This is a genomic window from Alkalihalophilus pseudofirmus, from assembly GCF_029094545.1.
Taxonomy (GTDB): domain Bacteria; phylum Bacillota; class Bacilli; order Bacillales; family Bacillaceae_D; genus Alkalihalophilus; species Alkalihalophilus pseudofirmus.
In genome coordinates this window covers 3,562,962-3,581,077 of the sequence record NZ_CP117835.1, presented here as the reverse complement: position 1 = coordinate 3,581,077, position 18,116 = coordinate 3,562,962, and the positions used below count along the sequence as shown (strand labels likewise).

General features: G+C 41.5%; 10 protein-coding genes. 9 read left to right on the top strand and 1 reads right to left on the bottom strand.

Annotated elements, in window-relative coordinates; genetic code table 11:
• Positions 1 to 22 precede the first annotated feature (22 nt).
• The 3 genes from PQ478_RS18855 to nasC all read left to right on the top strand — a co-directional run bounded on the left by PQ478_RS18855 (position 23) and on the right by nasC (position 6,129).
• Entirely contained in the window at positions 23 to 1,381 is a 1,359-nt protein-coding gene (locus PQ478_RS18855) for a murein hydrolase activator EnvC family protein (protein ID WP_289235160.1), read from the top strand.
• A gap of 203 nt (positions 1,382 to 1,584) precedes the next feature.
• Positions 1,585 to 3,924, top strand: coding sequence for a nitrite reductase large subunit NirB (gene nirB, locus PQ478_RS18850; RefSeq protein WP_289235159.1), 2,340 nt, complete (start codon positions 1,585 to 1,587; stop codon positions 3,922 to 3,924).
• A gap of 66 nt (positions 3,925 to 3,990) precedes the next feature.
• Positions 3,991 to 6,129 (top strand): assimilatory nitrate reductase catalytic subunit NasC, encoded by a 2,139-nt coding sequence (gene nasC / locus PQ478_RS18845; protein ID WP_289235158.1) that lies wholly within the window; start codon positions 3,991 to 3,993, stop codon positions 6,127 to 6,129.
• A gap of 56 nt (positions 6,130 to 6,185) precedes the next feature.
• Here the strand turns inward: nasC and PQ478_RS18840 are convergent, their stop codons facing one another.
• Positions 6,186 to 7,709 (bottom strand): NarK family nitrate/nitrite MFS transporter, encoded by a 1,524-nt coding sequence (locus PQ478_RS18840; protein ID WP_289235157.1) that lies wholly within the window; start codon positions 7,707 to 7,709, stop codon positions 6,186 to 6,188.
• Positions 7,710 to 8,148: 439 nt separating this feature from the next.
• Here PQ478_RS18840 and PQ478_RS18835 point away from each other — a divergent pair, with 439 nt between their 5' ends.
• The 6 genes from PQ478_RS18835 to PQ478_RS18810 all read left to right on the top strand — a co-directional run bounded on the left by PQ478_RS18835 (position 8,149) and on the right by PQ478_RS18810 (position 18,108).
• Entirely contained in the window at positions 8,149 to 9,612 is a 1,464-nt protein-coding gene (locus tag PQ478_RS18835; RefSeq protein WP_289235156.1) for a S41 family peptidase, read from the top strand.
• A gap of 780 nt (positions 9,613 to 10,392) precedes the next feature.
• The gene (locus PQ478_RS18830; RefSeq protein ID WP_289235155.1) at positions 10,393 to 11,583 is read left to right on the top strand and encodes a PDZ domain-containing protein; all 1,191 of its coding nucleotides are present in this window, start codon (positions 10,393 to 10,395) and stop codon (positions 11,581 to 11,583) included.
• 35 nt (positions 11,584 to 11,618) lie between these two features.
• Entirely contained in the window at positions 11,619 to 11,843 is a 225-nt protein-coding gene (locus PQ478_RS18825; RefSeq protein WP_022629108.1) for a DUF2198 family protein, read from the top strand.
• 161 nt (positions 11,844 to 12,004) lie between these two features.
• Positions 12,005 to 13,981, top strand: coding sequence for an excinuclease ABC subunit UvrB (uvrB, locus tag PQ478_RS18820; RefSeq protein WP_289235154.1), 1,977 nt, complete (start codon positions 12,005 to 12,007; stop codon positions 13,979 to 13,981).
• 5 nt (positions 13,982 to 13,986) lie between these two features.
• Entirely contained in the window at positions 13,987 to 16,872 is a 2,886-nt protein-coding gene (gene uvrA / locus PQ478_RS18815; protein ID WP_289235153.1) for an excinuclease ABC subunit UvrA, read from the top strand.
• A gap of 141 nt (positions 16,873 to 17,013) precedes the next feature.
• Entirely contained in the window at positions 17,014 to 18,108 is a 1,095-nt protein-coding gene (locus tag PQ478_RS18810; protein ID WP_289235152.1) for a DUF4097 family beta strand repeat-containing protein, read from the top strand.
• The last annotated feature ends 8 nt before the right edge of the window (positions 18,109 to 18,116 follow it).

Below are 18,116 nucleotides of genomic sequence, written 5' to 3'. Positions count from 1 at the left end.
ATATGAGGAGGAGCAAGGTCGAATGAGGAGAAGAATCGGATTAGTCGCAGCAGCCGCAATACTTACATTCAGTTCGTTTGGATTTTCGCCGAAAATGGATGTAGCCCATGCCAACAGTGAACTTAAACAACAAATCTCTGATGTTCAACGTGAGCAGCAGCAAAACTCAGAAAAAGCAACTCAGACGGAAGCGGAATTAGAGAAAATTGAGGCGGAACTCGAGTCAGTGAATGCTGAAATGCAGGAAATTGATGAGCAGATGTCAGAAACAAACCAAAAGATTCGTGAAAAGCGCGGAGAAATTGAAGAAACACGTGCTCATATTGAAGAACTTCAAGAAGAGATTGCTATTTTAGAAGAGCGCATCGCAGAACGTGATGAACTATTAAAGGATCGTGCTCGTTCAATGTATCAATCTGGCGGATCTATTGACTATTTAGAAGTCATTTTAGGTTCAAAAGATTTCGGTGATTTCCTTGATCGTGTCAGTGCGTTAACGGTTATTGCACAGCAAGACCGTAGTATCCTAGAAGCACATATGGAAGATCACTTAGCTCTTGAAGAAGCGAAAGAGACCGTTGAAAGCGAGCTTGCTAATTTAGAGCAGCAGCTAATCGAGCTTGAAGAGTTAAGTGCTGAACTTGAAGCACAACGTCAAGAAAAAGATCGTCTTCTCGGTCAGCTTGAGCAAAAAGAAGGCGAGCTTCATACCGATCTTGGTAACTTAGATAATGAAAATGAAATCCTAAAACAGCAACAAGCAGCACTAGAACAGCAGCTTGCAGAATATGAAGCAGAACAAGAGCGTAAACGTCAAGAAGAAGAGAAGCGTAAAGCAGAAGAAGCTGCAGCAGCAGCGGCTGCAAGCCAGCAATCGACTTCAAGAAGTTCTGGTTCAAGTTCAAATTCTAGTTCAAGCTCAAATGCAAGCAACAATACACAGCATAGCGCACCAGCAGTAACAAACTCTGGGTTTATGCGTCCGGCAACAGGTACAATTACTTCAACATACGGACCACGTGCGACATTCGGAGGCCGTATGCACCATGGTATTGATATTGGTAAGAACGGGCGTACAGGTGACGTGCCAATCGTAGCAGTAGCAGATGGACAAGTTGTTCAATCTTACTATTCATCAAGTTATGGTAATACCGTCCTAATTTCTCACATGGTGAACGGACAGCAGATCACAACACTTTATGCTCACCTTGAAAATCGTGAAGTGAGTACAGGGGACCGTGTATCAAAAGGGCAGCGCCTTGGTATGATGGGTAATACAGGTCGTTCATTTGGACCTCACTTACACTTTGAAGTACATGAAGGCGGCTGGAATAATGCAAAATCAAATTCTGTTGATCCATTAAAATATATTCCACGTTAATCTGTAGTTAAACGTGAAAAACACAACTTGTATTCTTACAAGTTGTGTTTTTTTGTATTCTTTTAAAAAAGAATATGTTAGTTGATCTGACATAAATAAAGATTTTACACTAACTGGTTAGATAAAATAGAAATGATATGTATATGAAAATGAAGCAGACCGATTTTTTATGAAAGAACATTAAAAATAGGAGGGGAATAATAATGGGGAAGGAACGATTAGTGGTAATAGGAAATGGGATGGCAGGAGTCAATTGTCTAGAAGAGATTTTTAAGCTTCAGCCTGGCAGGTTTGATGTTACCGTATTCGGAAGTGAGCCGCATTTCAATTATAACCGCATCCTTTTATCTTCCGTTTTACAAGGCTCAGCGAAGGTACAAGATATTATTTTACATGATCGAAAGTGGTATGAAGATAATCATATTCAGCTGTATACAGGTGAGACAGTCACAGAAATTGATCATACTCATAAGTTTATCCGTACAAATCTAAATAAAGAAGTTCACTATGATAAAGTGATTATTGCAACGGGTTCTACTCCTTTTATCTTGCCAGTCCCAGGGTGTAAAAAAGAGGGCGTTTTCACTTTTCGAACGATAGAGGATTGTTCTCAAATGATAGAGAGCGCAAAGCTTTATAAAAAAGCTGTGGTCATAGGGGGAGGAGTTTTAGGGCTGGAAGCTGCAAGGGGGTTATTGGGCTTAGGAATGGCTGTAGATGTGGTCCATCTTTCTAACTCTTTGATGGATAAACAGCTAGATACTACCGCATCAAAAATGTTGCGGCATGAGCTTGAGCAACAAGGAATAAATTTTTTGCTTGAAAAGGAGACTGCAGAAATAACTGGTGAGCAGCGGGTAGAAGGTATTCTCTTTAAAGACGGATCAGAAGCAGCTGCAGATATAGTCGTCATGGCTGCCGGTGTCAGACCTAATATACAGTTAGCGATAAATGCTGGAATTGAAACAGGAAGAGCGATCATAGTGAACGATTATCTTCAAACTAGTGCGCCTGATGTATATGCAGTTGGCGAATGTGCAGAACATCGAAATAAAGTATATGGACTTGTTAAACCATTGTATGAACAAGGAAAAGAGCTAGCTAAACATATATGTGAAGTTGATTCACACGGTTATCATGGTTCTACTTTATCAACTAAACTAAAAATATCTGGAGTGGAAGTGTTCTCAGCCGGAAACTGGCTAGAGGACGATACAACTAAAACGATTATTCATTATGACGAAGATGAATATATTTATAAAAAAATTGTTTTAAAAGATGACAGGGTTCAAGGAGCCATAATGTTTGGAGATGCCAATGCCTCAAATAGATTAATTGATTACATTTATAAGAAGAAAGCAATAACAGCTAAGGAAAAGAAGCTTTTAATGCAGGAAGGTTCAAAAGAGCTTTCAGAGATAACTACAATGGAAGGTACAGCGATTGTTTGTAACTGTAATGGGGTTTCAAAAGGAGAAATAATTGAAGCTGCTCAAAAACAGGCGTTAACAACAATTGAGGAAGTGAAAAAGTGTACGAAGGCTTCTAGTGCATGCGGCGGATGCAGACCCTTGGTTGGTGATTTATTGATATACATGCAAAGTGATACGTTTAAAGAAGTAAAAGAAGAACGTTCCTTATGTTCTTGTACTTCATTAACAGATGAGGAAGTAGTAACAAAGATGCAAATGCTGCAGCTTGACTCTTTTGAAGAAGTCACCTCTAGGCTGGGCTGGTCAAATAAAGAAGGATGTTCACAATGTGTTGCGGCGATCGATTATTATGTGAGAATGCTTAACCCTGGCTATAATCAGGTGGAAAAATCACTAGTTTTTTTTGATCACTCTAATGCGGTAAGGCAAAATGATGGATCTTACATCATTTCCCCACAAATGAATGGAGGGTTCACAAATGCAAACCAACTAAGAAGAGTCGCAGATTTAATGGAAGAATACCTTATTCCACAAGCTTTCATAACAGAAGAACAAAGACTTTCATTACTAGGTGCTCCTGAAGATGCTCTATATGCAATATATAAGGAAACCGACCTTCCATTAATGAGGAAAGATGCAAATATAGTTCAAGTGATTAATTTATGCAAGGAGAATCATAATTGTACATGTACAAAGCAGGAAGTTTTCGAATTAGCTATAAAAATGGATCAAATAATTAGTGATGTTAAGACGCCCCATCGTATAAAAGTCAGGATGTCTGGCTGTTTAAATAATAAAACAAGAATTGGATTAGAGGATATAGGGATTGTTCGCTCTGATCTTGGTTGGGAAATTTATGTAGGTGGACTGTGTTTAAATGAGTTTAAGGATGAACAGCTGCTATATGTAGCCAATTCTGAAAATGAAGTCCTAGAAATAGTACTATGTCTGATTGAATATTATCGCCAAACCGCGAGATATAGTGAACGGCTTTTTGAGTGGGTGGACCGAATGAACCTTTTACATGTACGGGAGATTTTAATAGATAACGAGCTGCGGACAGAATTACAAGAAAATTCAGAACTTAAAAGTGGATACGTAGGTAACTAAGGGAAGGTATCAGTTACAGCGTGCACTTTACAATAACTATAATACATTTTGAAGGAATGATCGTAGATGACTGAACTTTTATTACGTTATTTTAGAAAAAAGCAAAAAGAGGCCGAAACTGAAAAGATATACGATACTCAATGTCCTTTCTGTAGTATGCAGTGTAAAATGCAGCTGATTGAGCAATCGACAGTTACACGCAAAAAATATCAAACAATTGCTAAGAATAATCCAACGTCAGAAGGGCGCCTTTGTATAAAAGGGTTACATGCACATCAACATGCCCTACATAAAGATCGAATAAAAACACCATTATTAAATGTAGACGGGGAATTCCAGGAAATCTCATGGGAGGATGCTCTTAAACTAATTAAAGAGAAGTTCACAGCCATTCAATCCTTCCATGGGAAAAATGCTCTTTCTGTTTATGGCAGTGCAACCATTACAAATGAAGAAGCCTATCTGCTTGGCAAGTTTGCACGTGTTGCTCTTCAAACTAAATATATCGACTATAATGGTCGTCTCTGTATGTCATCAGCAGCCTCAGCCGCGGCTCGGACGTTTGGAATGGATCGTGGTTTTACCAATAGCATAAAGGAGATTGAAGGTACAAGATGTATCATATTAGCAGGAACTAATATTGCTGAATGCCAGCCAACGATGATGCCTTACTTTGAAAGAGCAAAAGAGAATGGCTGCTTTATCATAGCGATTGACCCAAGAGAGACGATGACAACAAAACTAGCAGATGTCCACTTGAAGGTAAAACCTGGGATGGATGCAGCATTAGCAAATGGATTATTAAAGGTTATTATTGAAAAAGGACTAATAGACAACTCATTTATAGAACAAAGGGTAGCTGGTTTTGATGAAGTGAAAAACCATGTAGCTTCCCTTGACCTTGAAGAGATTGCAAGGTTAACAGGTGTTGAGAGCAAACTAATCGAGCAAGCTGCTACTGTGTTTGGAAAAGAAGAAACAGGCATGATTTTTACAGCAAGAGGAATTGAGCAGCAAACAGATGGTTCGATCTCAGTAAGGAATTTCTTGAATATTCTTTTGACTACTGGAAAGATTGGTAAAGCTTATTCAGGGTTTGGAGCTGTTACAGGTCAGGGCAATGGTCAAGGCGCTAGAGAACACGGCCAAAAAGCAGATCAGCTTCCAGGCTACAGATCAATTGAAAATGAAGAGCACCGTAAGTACGTGGCAAACATCTGGGGAGTTAAAGAGGAGGATTTACCTCGCAAGGGGGTCTCAGCTTTTGAGATGTTTGAAAAAATGGATGAAGGCGACATAAAAGGTTTGTTTCTTATGTGTTCAAACCCAATAGTATCCAATCCTAGCTCTGCTTTTGTGAAACAAGCTATAGGGAAGTTAGACTTCTTCGTAGCTGTAGATATGTTTATTTCAGAAACAGCCCGCTTAGCCGATTTGATATTACCTGCAACTTCTTATTTAGAAACCTCAGGCACAATGACAAATGTTGAGGGCAGAGTGACTTTAAGGGAGGCGAGCTTTCCATTATGGGCAAATGCTAAGCATGATTGGCAAATTATTTGCGAAGTGGCTCAAACACTTGGATATGGTGACTATTTTTCTTATAGTACTTCTGAAGAGATCTTTGAAGAATTAAAGGAAGCTAGCAAAGGTGGAATAGCTGATTACTCTGGGATTACGTATGATCGTCTTAGAAAGGAAAAAGGAATATTATGGCCTTGTACAGACGAGCTGCATCCTGGCACAGAACGATTATTTGAAAAAAGTTTTGCCCATTCTGACGGGAAAGCAAAAATGATTCCCGTCCCTAATAAAGCAGAAGTTGAAAAGGAAGCACCATCAGAAGAGTTTCCTTTGTATTTAACAACAGGAAGAGTAATGTCTCACTATTTAACAGGTGTTCAAACACGTAAGAGCTCTAGTCTTGCTGCACGAGAATTTGAGTCTTTCATGGAGATTCACCCAGTAACGGCGAAGAAATATAATATTAACGACCAAGCTTTGGTTAAAATTGAGTCAAAACGAGGAAATATTATAGTTAGGAGCAGGTTGAGCGATTCAATTCGTGAAGATACAGTCTTTGTGCCGTTTCACTGGGAAGAAACCCAAAATGTAAATCAATTAATCTCAAAAAAACTAGATCCTACTTGCAGAATGCCAGGGTTTAAGGTTAGTGCAGTGAGAATACGTTCAGTTACAACATGATAAAACAATCTATTAAAAACCGCTCTCAGATTTGCTTTGAGAGCGGTTTTTAACGACTATAAAGCTTTTCTTTTAAGCTCTTTTCCATTGATTATTTGAGGAATTTCTTCTTCTTCTCCTGATGTTAATTCATCTGAGGAAAGATAGTATTCCTCACTAAATGAATTTTTAGGTTCTTCTAGTGTAAAGAAGCAAATAATAAAGCTGGCTAATGCCCCTGTGGCAAGGATAAAAAAGAATTGTTGAGGCGTTACAAAAGTGTAAAGAGTTAAGTAAATAGTAGCCCCAACGTTTCCGTATGCTCCAGCCATTCCTGCTATTTGACCTGTTACTCTCTTTTTAATCATGGGAATCACGGCAAAGGTAGCTCCTTCTGCACCCTGGATAAACATTGAAGTTAAGACGGTAATGGCAACAGCAAATATAAGCGGCCAGTTAGAGTCCATAAAACCCATTCCAAAAAGACCGAGGGTGATTCCAAACATGTAAATAAGCATAACTTTTCTTCTGCTGCCCATTCGATCAGATAGTATTCCGCCAAGAGGTCTAGCTAACAAGTTAACAAAGGCGAATGAGGCTGCTATTAGTCCTGCTTGAGAGGCAGAGAGAGAAAAGGTTAATTGAAAAAACATCGGAAGCATTGAAACGATGGCTAATTCAGCACCGAAATTAGCAAAGTAAGTACTGTTTAGTGCACCGACATTTTTAAAGTTATAGCGGTCATCCTCAGGTACTCCTTTTTTCAAGATAGGTATATTCACTTTTAAAATCATAAAAATTTGATAGACAAGTGTGATGCCTATTACTGCATACACAAGATAAAGAGCCGTATCTGAGATGAAACCAAGGTTTGCTAGTCGCCACGCACTAAGGGCCAATGCTCCACCAAGAGGTAACGTCCAGAAAATTAATTGAACGAGATCCCCCCAGGTGCTTACTTCTAAAGCTCCAGTTCTTTTAGGTCTAATAAACTCTTTTCCATCTGGAGTATCTTTAACATTAAAGTAATAAATGAATCCATAAACAAAACAGATGACTCCTGTGAAAGCTAATGCATATCTCCATCCTTCATCTCCACCTAATAGAGTAAGGGCGAACCAAGGAAGAAGCATAGCAGCTACTGCTGAACCGAAATTTCCCCAGCCTCCATAAATACCTTCTGCAAATCCAATACTTTTTGGAGGGAACCATTCGGCAACCATTCTAATTCCAATTACGAAACTTGCACCAATACTTCCAAGCACTAAACGGGCGATCATTAATTGTGCCCAACTATCTCCAAAAGCAAATACGATAGCGGGAAAGGACATTATAATCAGTAAGGCTGAATAGACCTTTCTAGGACCATATTTATCTAATAACGTACCAATAATAACGCGTGCAGGTATGGTTAAAGCAACATTACAAATGCCAAGCGCAGCAATATGCTGAGGTGTTAACCAGTCCATTGTTTCAAGCATTGTTGTTGCAAGAGGCGCCATATTATACCAAGTGAAAAAGGATATAAAGAAAGCGAACCATGTAAAATGCAATACCTTGATTTTTTCATTCTTGAATCTGAAGAGCTCAGTTACAGTCATTTAACTAGTCCTCCTAAAAGTAGGTTTATTCGCTAAGTATGTTTATACATTAAAAAAATATAATTGTCAGAATATTCGGCAGGAAATGTCACATAGTTTCTATCCATTTTTATTTGTAAAGGAATTCGCAATCGTTCTTTGACAATCTTTCATACTATAAACACTCATCCTCTTTTGACTTACGAAACGTCCTTGTTTAAAATGGAAGTATTAGATAGAAACGACATAAAACGTACAAGCCACACATAAGATGAAGGTAAAGTAGGGCATTGCACATGCGCGTGTAATGCCTTTTATTGCACATGAAAGAGTGTTCGGGGAAATTAATGCACGCATACCGCTCAACATATGCGTTTTTTCTTGAAATGTTTTGCAAAATCGTAACAAACAAGATAATCAATCGGCCCTTGTGGTTTGAGGTCAAGTGGGAGTGGTGAGGATGAATAGCAAGAAATTGCTTCTCATACTAGTCGCTGTAGTGGCGATCGGCTTAGGAAGTATCTTTTTATTTACAGGCTCATTTGCATTAGAAGGAAATGAGAGGGCGTCAACAACTGATCCAGATAATCAGCCTGCAGAAGAGGTTCAGCTAGAGGATATTGAATCACTTGAGAAGATTGCGAAGACATTCGCCATTATTCAAGAGCAATATGTAGAAGATGTGAGTGAAGAAGAGTTGATTCAAGGGGCCATTGAAGGAATGCTTGATACGTTAGATGACCCTTATTCAGTGTATATGGATCAAGAAACGGCAAACCAATTTGTCGAGTCATTAGGTTCAAGCTTTGAAGGGATCGGAGCAGAGGTGAGCATGACAGACGGCACGGTGACAATTGTTGCCCCGTTCCGTGAGTCACCGGCAGAACAAGCAGGTCTTCAGCCAAACGATAAAATTATTGAAATTGACGGAGAGTCAACAGACGGTTTATCGCTTTATGAAGCCGTGTTGAAGATCCGCGGAGAAAAAGGAACAACTGTAACGCTTACAGTAGACCGTGCAGGAGCAAGCGAATTTTTAACGATTCCGGTTGTACGAGATGATATTCCAATTGAAACAGTAAGAGTCAGCACGATTGAGCGTGACGGGAAAACGATCGGAATGCTCGACATTACCTCGTTCTCTGTTGATACAGCTGAACGTTTTGAAGAGGGTTTGGCGGAATTAGAAGCACAAGGTATTGATGGACTATTAATTGATGTTCGCGGAAATCCGGGTGGCTACTTAGATAGCGTGGAAAAAATCGGTAAGCTGATTATTCCTGGTGGAGAACCAATTGTTCAAATTCAAGATCGTGCAGGAGAGCGTGTTCGTTACGTATCTTCATTAGATGAGAGAAAGCCGTATCCGATTGTCGGTTTAACAGACCGCTCAAGCGCATCAGCATCAGAGATTTTATCAGCTGCTTTAATTGAAGCAGGTGATTACGATGTAGTCGGTGAGACGACATTTGGTAAGGGGACAGTACAGCAAACAATTCAACTTGGTGACGGAAGTGAATTGAAGCTCTCCTTATTCAAATGGCTGACATCAGCTGGGAATGATATCAATGGTGAAGGGGTCGAACCTACTGTTGAAGTGAAGCAGCCAGATTATTTCTATTCTGCACCTCTAACAGGGGATGAGACACTGACGCTTGATATGATGAACGAACAGATCCGTAGTGCTCAAACAATGCTTAAAGGACTTGGTCATGAGCCTGGCCGCACAGATGGGTATTATGATGAACAGACCGAGCAAGCTGTTCGTGCGTTCCAAAAAGCACAAGGGCTGAGTGAAACAGGTGAAATTGACGAAGAAACAGCAGGCACATTGCAGCAGCTCATCGTTGATGAAGTCCGCGATGAGTCTAATGACAAGCAGCTGCAAACAGCGATTGAGTTAATTTTGAAACAAGCGAATTAATGACGAAGAGGCTTGGATGAAACGAAGTCTCTAACTGGGCCCTTATGGTGTACTTTTTAGTACTGATAAGGGCCTTTTTTATGGAGAATTCAACCTCGTTTTTAAGTTCATGGGTTAGAGCGGACTCGCCGCTCCTGAAATATGCTTCGCTTTTCGCGGTGAGCTGCTGAGCCTCCTCGGGCTTTAGCCCTGTGGGATCTCAGCCCTGCTCTAGGCACCGCAGAAGTCTTCGCATATTTCATCCGCTAGGTTATTGCATTGAGTAATCCTTATGCGGGGCCATTAAGTTGTAGTTCGGTTCAATTTATAAAAGGGCATACATCCATTGGTTTATTTTCTAAGATGATTGATCAGTTGTTTGAATAGGAGCACTATATAACCTCCTCGCTCCGTTGATTGGAGCGGAGGGGACTCGACTCCTGCCGGAAGTGCGTGGCCATGGGAGACCCCACAAGAGTGAAACGATGAGGAGGCTCCCGGACCGCCCGCGGAAAGCAATTGCCTGCAGCGGAAATCAACAATTATTGCAGGTAGGGCGCTTTAGTAGCTTTAGGTGCGTGGCCATGGTGATCCCGTATGAGTGAAGCTATAGGTATGCTCCCGGTCAGCCTGTGGAAAGCGTGTGCTTGCAGCAGAGATCAACAAATGCTGTCAGGGGGAGCTGTTCACCCTCTTCTTTGTAGGAAATTATCAAAAATCACAATTTCTCATAGATCCTTTATCTCTTTTCCCCTTATATAATGTAGAATAGAGAGAAAGAGTTCTGGAGGCGTTAGATGTATGATGATCGACATTCTGAAAAGCTTGGGACTTACGATTGGCTCATTTTTCGCCAACCCCATCTTGTACATAGGATTATTTGTGATTTTTTTAATTGCGCATCGCCGCGTTCAAAAAGAACGGGTAGCATTTCATACGCGTGTGACAGATAAGATTGCTGACTTTGTCATACCGTTCTTGCCAGCATTATTGATCGGTCTTCTTATTTCAGCCGCAACGCTTGGAATCGGAATTGTGATCACGATGGAAGTGGTTTTTGTCATGATTGCGGCTTCGATTGTGATGGTATTAACTACATCAGTCAGGTGGATGTCACCTTCTTATATTATCGGCCTGACACTTTTAGCTGTGGCGTTTGCACCCGTATTTACTGAGGTTAGTATGCTGCAAAATATCGCTGCTTTTCTGAGCGGCTTCCCGCTGCATTATATAGCTGTTATTCTTGCTCTGTTAGCAATTGGGGAAGGACTCCTTATTTACCGTAATGGAGATGTGTATACATCGCCTGGTGTTGAACGAAGTAAACGCGGTAAATGGGTAGGATTTCAAGAGGCTAAACGATTATGGATTGTTCCGGTCTTCTTCTTTGTACCGACAGGAATCATTCCTGGCTTTGAGTATTGGCCGGTATTCTCTTTAGGTGAGACAAGCTTTCAGCCGATCCTGTTCCCTGTCCTAGTAGGGTTTGGCCAGCGTGTTCGTTCCGCTCTTCCGAAAGAGCCTATTAAGATGATGGGCATGCGAGTGGCAGGGCTTGGGGTGTTTTTAGGCATTCTTGCAGCAGCGAGTTATTGGTATCCGTTTGTAGCAGTACTGGCTGCTTCCCTTGCGATCATTTTACGGGAAGTATTATGGATGCTTGCCAAGGCTCGTGATGAGGCAGGTCCATCATTTTACGGCTCAAGGGATAAAGGCTGCGTCATTTTAGGGGTGATCCCAAATAGTCCTGCAACCAAAATGAAACTGCAAGTAGGAGAGACAATAGTTAAAGTGAATGGTCAAACCGTCCATGATGAGAACAGTTTCTATGAGGCGCTTCAGCTTAATGCTGCTGCCTTCTGTAAAATAGATGTGCTTGATCATTCCGGGGAAGTTCGATTTACCCAAGGGGCCCTTTATGACGGAGAACATCATCAGCTAGGCGTATTATTAGTAAAGCAAGACTATCAATTGCAAGATTCGGTGGTTTAAGCTTGAGATAAAGTAAAGGAGAAATCGTATAGAGCATGTCAGAAATATTATTAGCACTGTTCGCCCCGTTCTTGCTAATGGTCATCACCACAAGAGTAACCTTTAGTTTGGTCGGAGCAAGTATTGTCACATGGATGGTCATTCTGTCTGTCATCAGTGTGTATGATAAACCTTGGTGGCTTTTGCTGATCGCCATCCCATCATTTGCAGCAGGAGTTCTTATCGCTAAAAAAGTATTAATCAAACGTCCAGGTATGTAGCAGAGAGTCGAGAAATCGGCTCTCTTTCTTTATTTAAATACTACACAGTTTCAAATTTAAGGAAAATAAATGGGGACGTACGTTCTTATTATTTGCTTTTAACCTAGCTGGTTGTGATATACTATTGCTAAGAGATCATAGGTTCGTGAGGAGGTTTTTTGGTGGATCAGACATTTGAACTTAACTCGCCTTATCAACCAGATGGCGATCAACCCGCTGCGATTAAAGAGATTGTAGCAGGGATAAAAGAAGGAAGAAAGCATCAGACTTTGCTTGGTGCAACAGGTACAGGTAAGACATTTACGATGTCTAATGTTATACAAGAAGTAAACAAGCCCACATTAATTATCGCCCATAATAAAACTCTTGCAGGCCAGCTTTATAGTGAGTTTAAAGAGTTCTTCCCAAACAATGCTGTAGAGTATTTTGTCAGCTATTATGATTATTACCAGCCAGAAGCTTACGTCCCTAGTTCTGATACGTATATTGAAAAAGATGCAAGTATAAATGAAGAAATAGATAAACTTAGACACTCGGCTACAAGTGCGCTTTTTGAGAGGAAAGACGTCATCATTATTGCCAGTGTCTCTTGTATTTACGGCTTAGGTTCGCCTGAGGAGTACCGCGACTTAGTCGTGTCTCTTAGAACTGGAATGGAGCTGGACCGTAATGCTTTATTGCGTAATTTAGTAGACATTCAATATGACCGAAATGATGTCAATTTCACGCGTGGTACGTTCCGAGTTCGCGGCGATGTCGTAGAAATTTTTCCGGCATCTCGTGATGAACAATGTATTCGTGTGGAGTTTTTTGGTGATGAAATAGACCGGATGACAGAAGTAGATGCGCTGACAGGTGAAATCAAAGGCGAGCGAAATCATGTAGCCATTTTCCCGGCATCCCACTTCGTTACCCGTGAAGCAAAGCTTAAAAAAGCGATTGCTAATATCGAAATAGAACTTGAAGAACAGCTGAAGAAAATGCATGAGGAAGGGAAGCTTCTAGAAGCGCAGCGTCTTGAACAGCGAACGCGCTACGATTTAGAGATGATGGCTGAAATGGGTTTTTGTTCAGGAATTGAGAACTACTCACGTCACTTAACATTGCGCGAAGCAGGGGCTACCCCTTACACGCTGATTGACTTCTTTCCTGAAGACTTTTTACTGATTGTCGATGAGTCTCATGTTACACTTCCGCAAGTTCGGGGAATGTATAACGGAGACAGGGCTAGAAAAGAAGTACTCGTTAATCACGGATTCCGTCTGCCTTCAGCGCTCGATAACCGGCCTTTAAAATTCGATGAGTTTGAAAAGAAGGTTTCCCAAAGCGTCTACGTTTCAGCGACACCAGGTCCGTATGAACTTGAACACACGCCGGAAATGGTTGAGCAGATTATTCGTCCGACAGGCTTACTCGACCCAACCATTGACGTGCGCCCGATCGAAGGCCAGATTGATGATATGATCGGCGAAATTAATGCTAGAGTTGAGAAAAATGAACGAGTGCTTGTCACGACACTGACGAAAAAAATGTCTGAGGATTTAACGGATTACTTAAAAGAGATCGGCATTAAAGTACGTTATCTCCACTCAGAGATTAAGACGCTTGAACGAATCGAAATTATTCGTCAGCTGCGGATGGGAACGTTTGATGTGTTAGTCGGCATTAACTTGCTGCGTGAAGGGCTTGATATTCCTGAGGTGTCTCTTGTTGCGATACTCGATGCTGATAAGGAAGGGTTCTTGCGTGCAGAACGTTCATTGATTCAAACGATAGGACGTGCTGCTCGTAACTCTAATGGTCATGTCATTATGTATGCAGATAAGATGACTAAATCGATGCAGATCGCCATTGATGAAACGGCAAGACGCCGCAGCATTCAAGAAGAATATAATGAAAAGCATGGCATCACCCCTAAAACGATTCAAAAGAAAATTCCAGAGGTGATCCAGGCAACAATTGTATCGGATGAAGACGGCGAAACAACAGCCGCACCGAAGACGAAGTTAAGCAAGAAAGATAAAGAAGCGATGATCGAACGAATGGAAAAAGAAATGAAGGATGCTGCCCGCGAATTAAATTTTGAGCGTGCTGCAGAGCTTCGTGATTTATTATTAGAGCTAAAAGCGGAAGGGTGAACAGGATGGCATTAGAAGAAATCGTCGTAAAAGGAGCTCGCTCACATAACTTAAAAAATATTGACGTGACGATTCCGCGCGACAAGCTTGTCGTATTAACAGGCTTATCAGGCTCAGGTAAATCTTCACTTGCCTTTGATACGATTTATGCAGAAGGGCAAAGAAGATATGTTGAATCCCTTTCTGCCTATGCTCGTCAATTTTTAGGGCAGATGGATAAACCTGATGTTGATGCAATTGAAGGCCTTTCACCAGCTATCTCAATTGATCAGAAAACAACAAGCCGCAATCCAAGATCTACTGTCGGTACAGTAACAGAAATCCATGATTATCTGCGGCTTTTATATGCACGTATCGGAAAACCAGTTTGTCCCAAGCACGGGATTGAAATCTCTTCGCAGACGATTCAGCAAATGGTGGACCGCCTTATTGAATATCCAGAGCGGACGAAAATGCAAATTCTAGCACCGCTCGTATCAGGGCGGAAAGGAACGCATGTGAAGGTGCTTGAAGACATTAAGAAGCAAGGCTTTGTCCGTGTGCGTGTTAACGGAGAGATGCGTGAAGCAGCCGAGGAAATTGAGCTGGAAAAGAATAAAAAGCACAGCATTGAAGTCGTTATTGACCGAATTGTGATCAAAGAGGGCATTCATACTCGTTTAGCTGACTCACTTGAAACGGCGCTGCAATTAGCAGACGGACGTGTACTTGTTGATGTAATTGGTGAAGAAGAGCTGCTCTTCAGCCAGCATCATGCATGCCCTGAGTGCGGCTTTTCGATCTCAGAACTTGAGCCGCGGATGTTCTCGTTTAACAGTCCATACGGCGCGTGTCCAACATGTGATGGACTTGGTTCAAAGCTTGAAGTGGACTTAGAGCTTGTGGTTCCTGACAGATCAAAAACACTTCGTGAGCATGCAATCGCAGCCTGGGAGCCGACGAGTTCACAGTATTATCCGCAGCTCTTAGCGGCAGCTGCTGATCACTACGGGATTGATCTCGATCAGCCGGTGGAACAAATACCTGAAGCTTTATTTGATAAAGTGCTCCATGGAAGCGGACGAGAGAAGATCTTCTTCCGATATGAAAATGAATTCGGACAAGTGAGAGAAAATGAGATTGTTTTTGAAGGGGTAGCGAACAATATTTCACGCCGCTATCATGAGACAAGCTCTGATTATATCCGTGATCAAATGGAAACGTATATGACGCATAAGCATTGTCCTAGCTGTAAGGGCTACCGTTTAAAGAAGGAAGCTCTAGCTGTAAAGATTAATGGAACACATATTGGTGAGGTTTCCTCTCTTTCAGTAAAAGAAGCGAAAGAGTTTTTTGAAAACCTAGAACTGAGTGAGAAGGATTATGCAATTGCTCGCCTTATTCTAAAAGAAATTAATGACCGTATCGGTTTTTTGATAAATGTTGGGCTCGACTATTTATCTCTATCGCGTGCAGCGGGTACCTTATCAGGCGGTGAGGCGCAGCGTATTCGTCTGGCCACCCAAATTGGATCATCGTTAATGGGTGTTCTCTACATTCTTGATGAACCGTCGATTGGTCTTCATCAACGTGATAATGACCGCTTAATTCAAACGCTTGAACATATGCGGAATCTTGGAAACACCCTGATTGTGGTTGAGCATGATGAGGATACGATGATGGCAGCTGACTATATTATTGATATTGGTCCAGGTGCAGGCGTTCACGGCGGACAGATTACGGCACAAGGGACGCCAGAAGAGATTATGAAAGATAAAGAGTCACTTACAGGCCAGTATTTATCCGGTGAAAAATTTATTCCGCTGCCAACAGAACGCAGAAATTCTGACGGGCGCTCATTTACTGTGAAAAAAGCAAGCGAAAATAACTTGAAAAATGTTTCGGTTACATTTCCTCTCGGGCTATTTATGGCCGTAACAGGCGTTTCAGGCTCAGGAAAAAGTACCCTTATTAACGAGATTGTGTATAAATCGTTGGCTCAAAAGCTTCATCGTGCGAAGGACAAGCCAGGGAAACATAAAGAAATTGCTGATATCGATGAAATTGATAAAGTTATTGATATTGACCAGTCGCCGATCGGCCGTACACCTCGTTCAAATCCGGCCACGTATACGGGAGTGTTTGATGATATCCGCGATGTGTTTGCGATGACAAACGAGGCAAAAGTGCGCGGATATAAGAAAGGCCGCTTCAGCTTTAATGTGAAAGGCGGCCGCTGTGAGGCTTGCCGCGGAGATGGGATTATTAAAATTGAGATGCATTTCCTGCCTGATGTATATGTGCCTTGTGAAGTGTGCGAAGGGAAACGTTATAACCGTGAAACACTTGAAATTAAGTACAAAGGAAAGACAATTTCTGATGTGCTTGAAATGACGGTGGAAGAGAGTGTAGAATTCTTTGCTAACATCCCGAAAATTAAGCGGAAGGTTCAGACCTTGGTCGATGTTGGGCTTGGCTACATTAAACTTGGCCAGCCGGCAACGACTTTATCAGGAGGGGAAGCGCAGCGTGTGAAACTTGCTTCTCAGCTTCATCGTCGTGCGACAGGCAGAACATTATATATTTTAGATGAACCAACAACAGGGCTGCATGTGGATGATATTGACCGTTTATTAAAAGTGTTGCAGCGACTTGTCGATAATGGGGATACAGTCCTTGTTATTGAACATAATTTAGATGTGATTAAAACGGTGGACCATATTATTGATCTAGGACCTGAAGGCGGGGACAAAGGCGGTCAAATTGTCGCTGAAGGGACACCAGAGCAAGTGGCTGAAACAAAAGCTTCTTATACCGGCCGCTATTTAAAGCCGATACTAGAGCGTGATCGTAAACGGATGGAAAATCAAATGAAGGATCAAATGGAAGAAAAAGAGTTACAAAAAAGCTAAAAGATGAAACATGATCGCAGGATCATCCGTAATACAATAGAAGATGACAACAGAAAAGGTGCGTGCTTTTAGTGCGTACCTTTTCTACTAAGTATTATAGAAAATCTGACATGAGCTACATTAATTAAGGAGGCTTTAACGATGGAAGAGCGGAAAATGATTTTGAAGATGATCGAGGATGGTAAAATTACAGCTGAAGAGGGCATTAAGCTTTTAGAAGCGATGGATACGAAAGCAGAACCTGAACAAAGGCGTGCTGAGCCAGCTTCTCTAATAACAGATGTGAATTGGGATGAGGGAGAAGAGTATAAGAAGCGCAACCGACAATCCTCTTCTGCTGAAAATCGATTTGCAAGCTTCATTGATACGGCACTCCAGAAAATTAAAGACTTTGATTTAGACTTTAACTTTGGTTCTTCTGTTGTGGTGGACCACATTTTCCAGCATCGTGACCTAGCACCTGCTAATGTGGACATTTCACTTGAAAACGGGTCGATTACCTTTGTTCCTTGGGAAGAGCCAGATGTTCGAATTGAATGTCAGGCACGTGTTTACCGCGTGAAAGATTCCGAGGAGGCACGTCGTGTGTTCTTGCAGGAAGCGACGTTTCGCGTGAACGATCAAAAAGTATTATTCCATACCAAGGTGAAATCAATGAAAGTACAAGCGACTGTCTATGTTCCTAAAACAACGTTTGAACACCTTAAGCTCTATACGTTTAACGGCCAAATAAAAGGGGAACAGATTCATGTCGATACATTTGATGTAAATACATTAAACGGAGCGATTTCTTTTAAATCCATCAAAGCGAAAAAGATTATGGCAGAAACCGTAAACGGGGCAATTGAACTTGAGCATCAGGAGTCCGATCTCGTGGATGTAAAAACGGTCAACGGAAGCATTACGTTATCTGGAAAAGCTCAGGATGTGGATGCGGAGACAGTTAACGGTGGCATCACTTACAAACTAGATGCCTTGAATGAGTCCGGATATGCTGACCTTAAAGCGACAACCGGCAGCATTCATTTATATGTACCGGAAGATATCCGCGTTGAAGGTAAGCTGAAAACGAATGTGGGCGGCTTTACAATGGACTTAGCCAACCATGAAATTCTTGATGAGAAAAAAGAATTTGCCCAAAAAAGCACAAGCTTTGTAGGGAACCAGCAGTCCTCGCCACGTGTGAAGGTGAATGCTGTGACCTATACAGGTTCTATTTTGGTAAAAGACCGCTAAGTTAAATA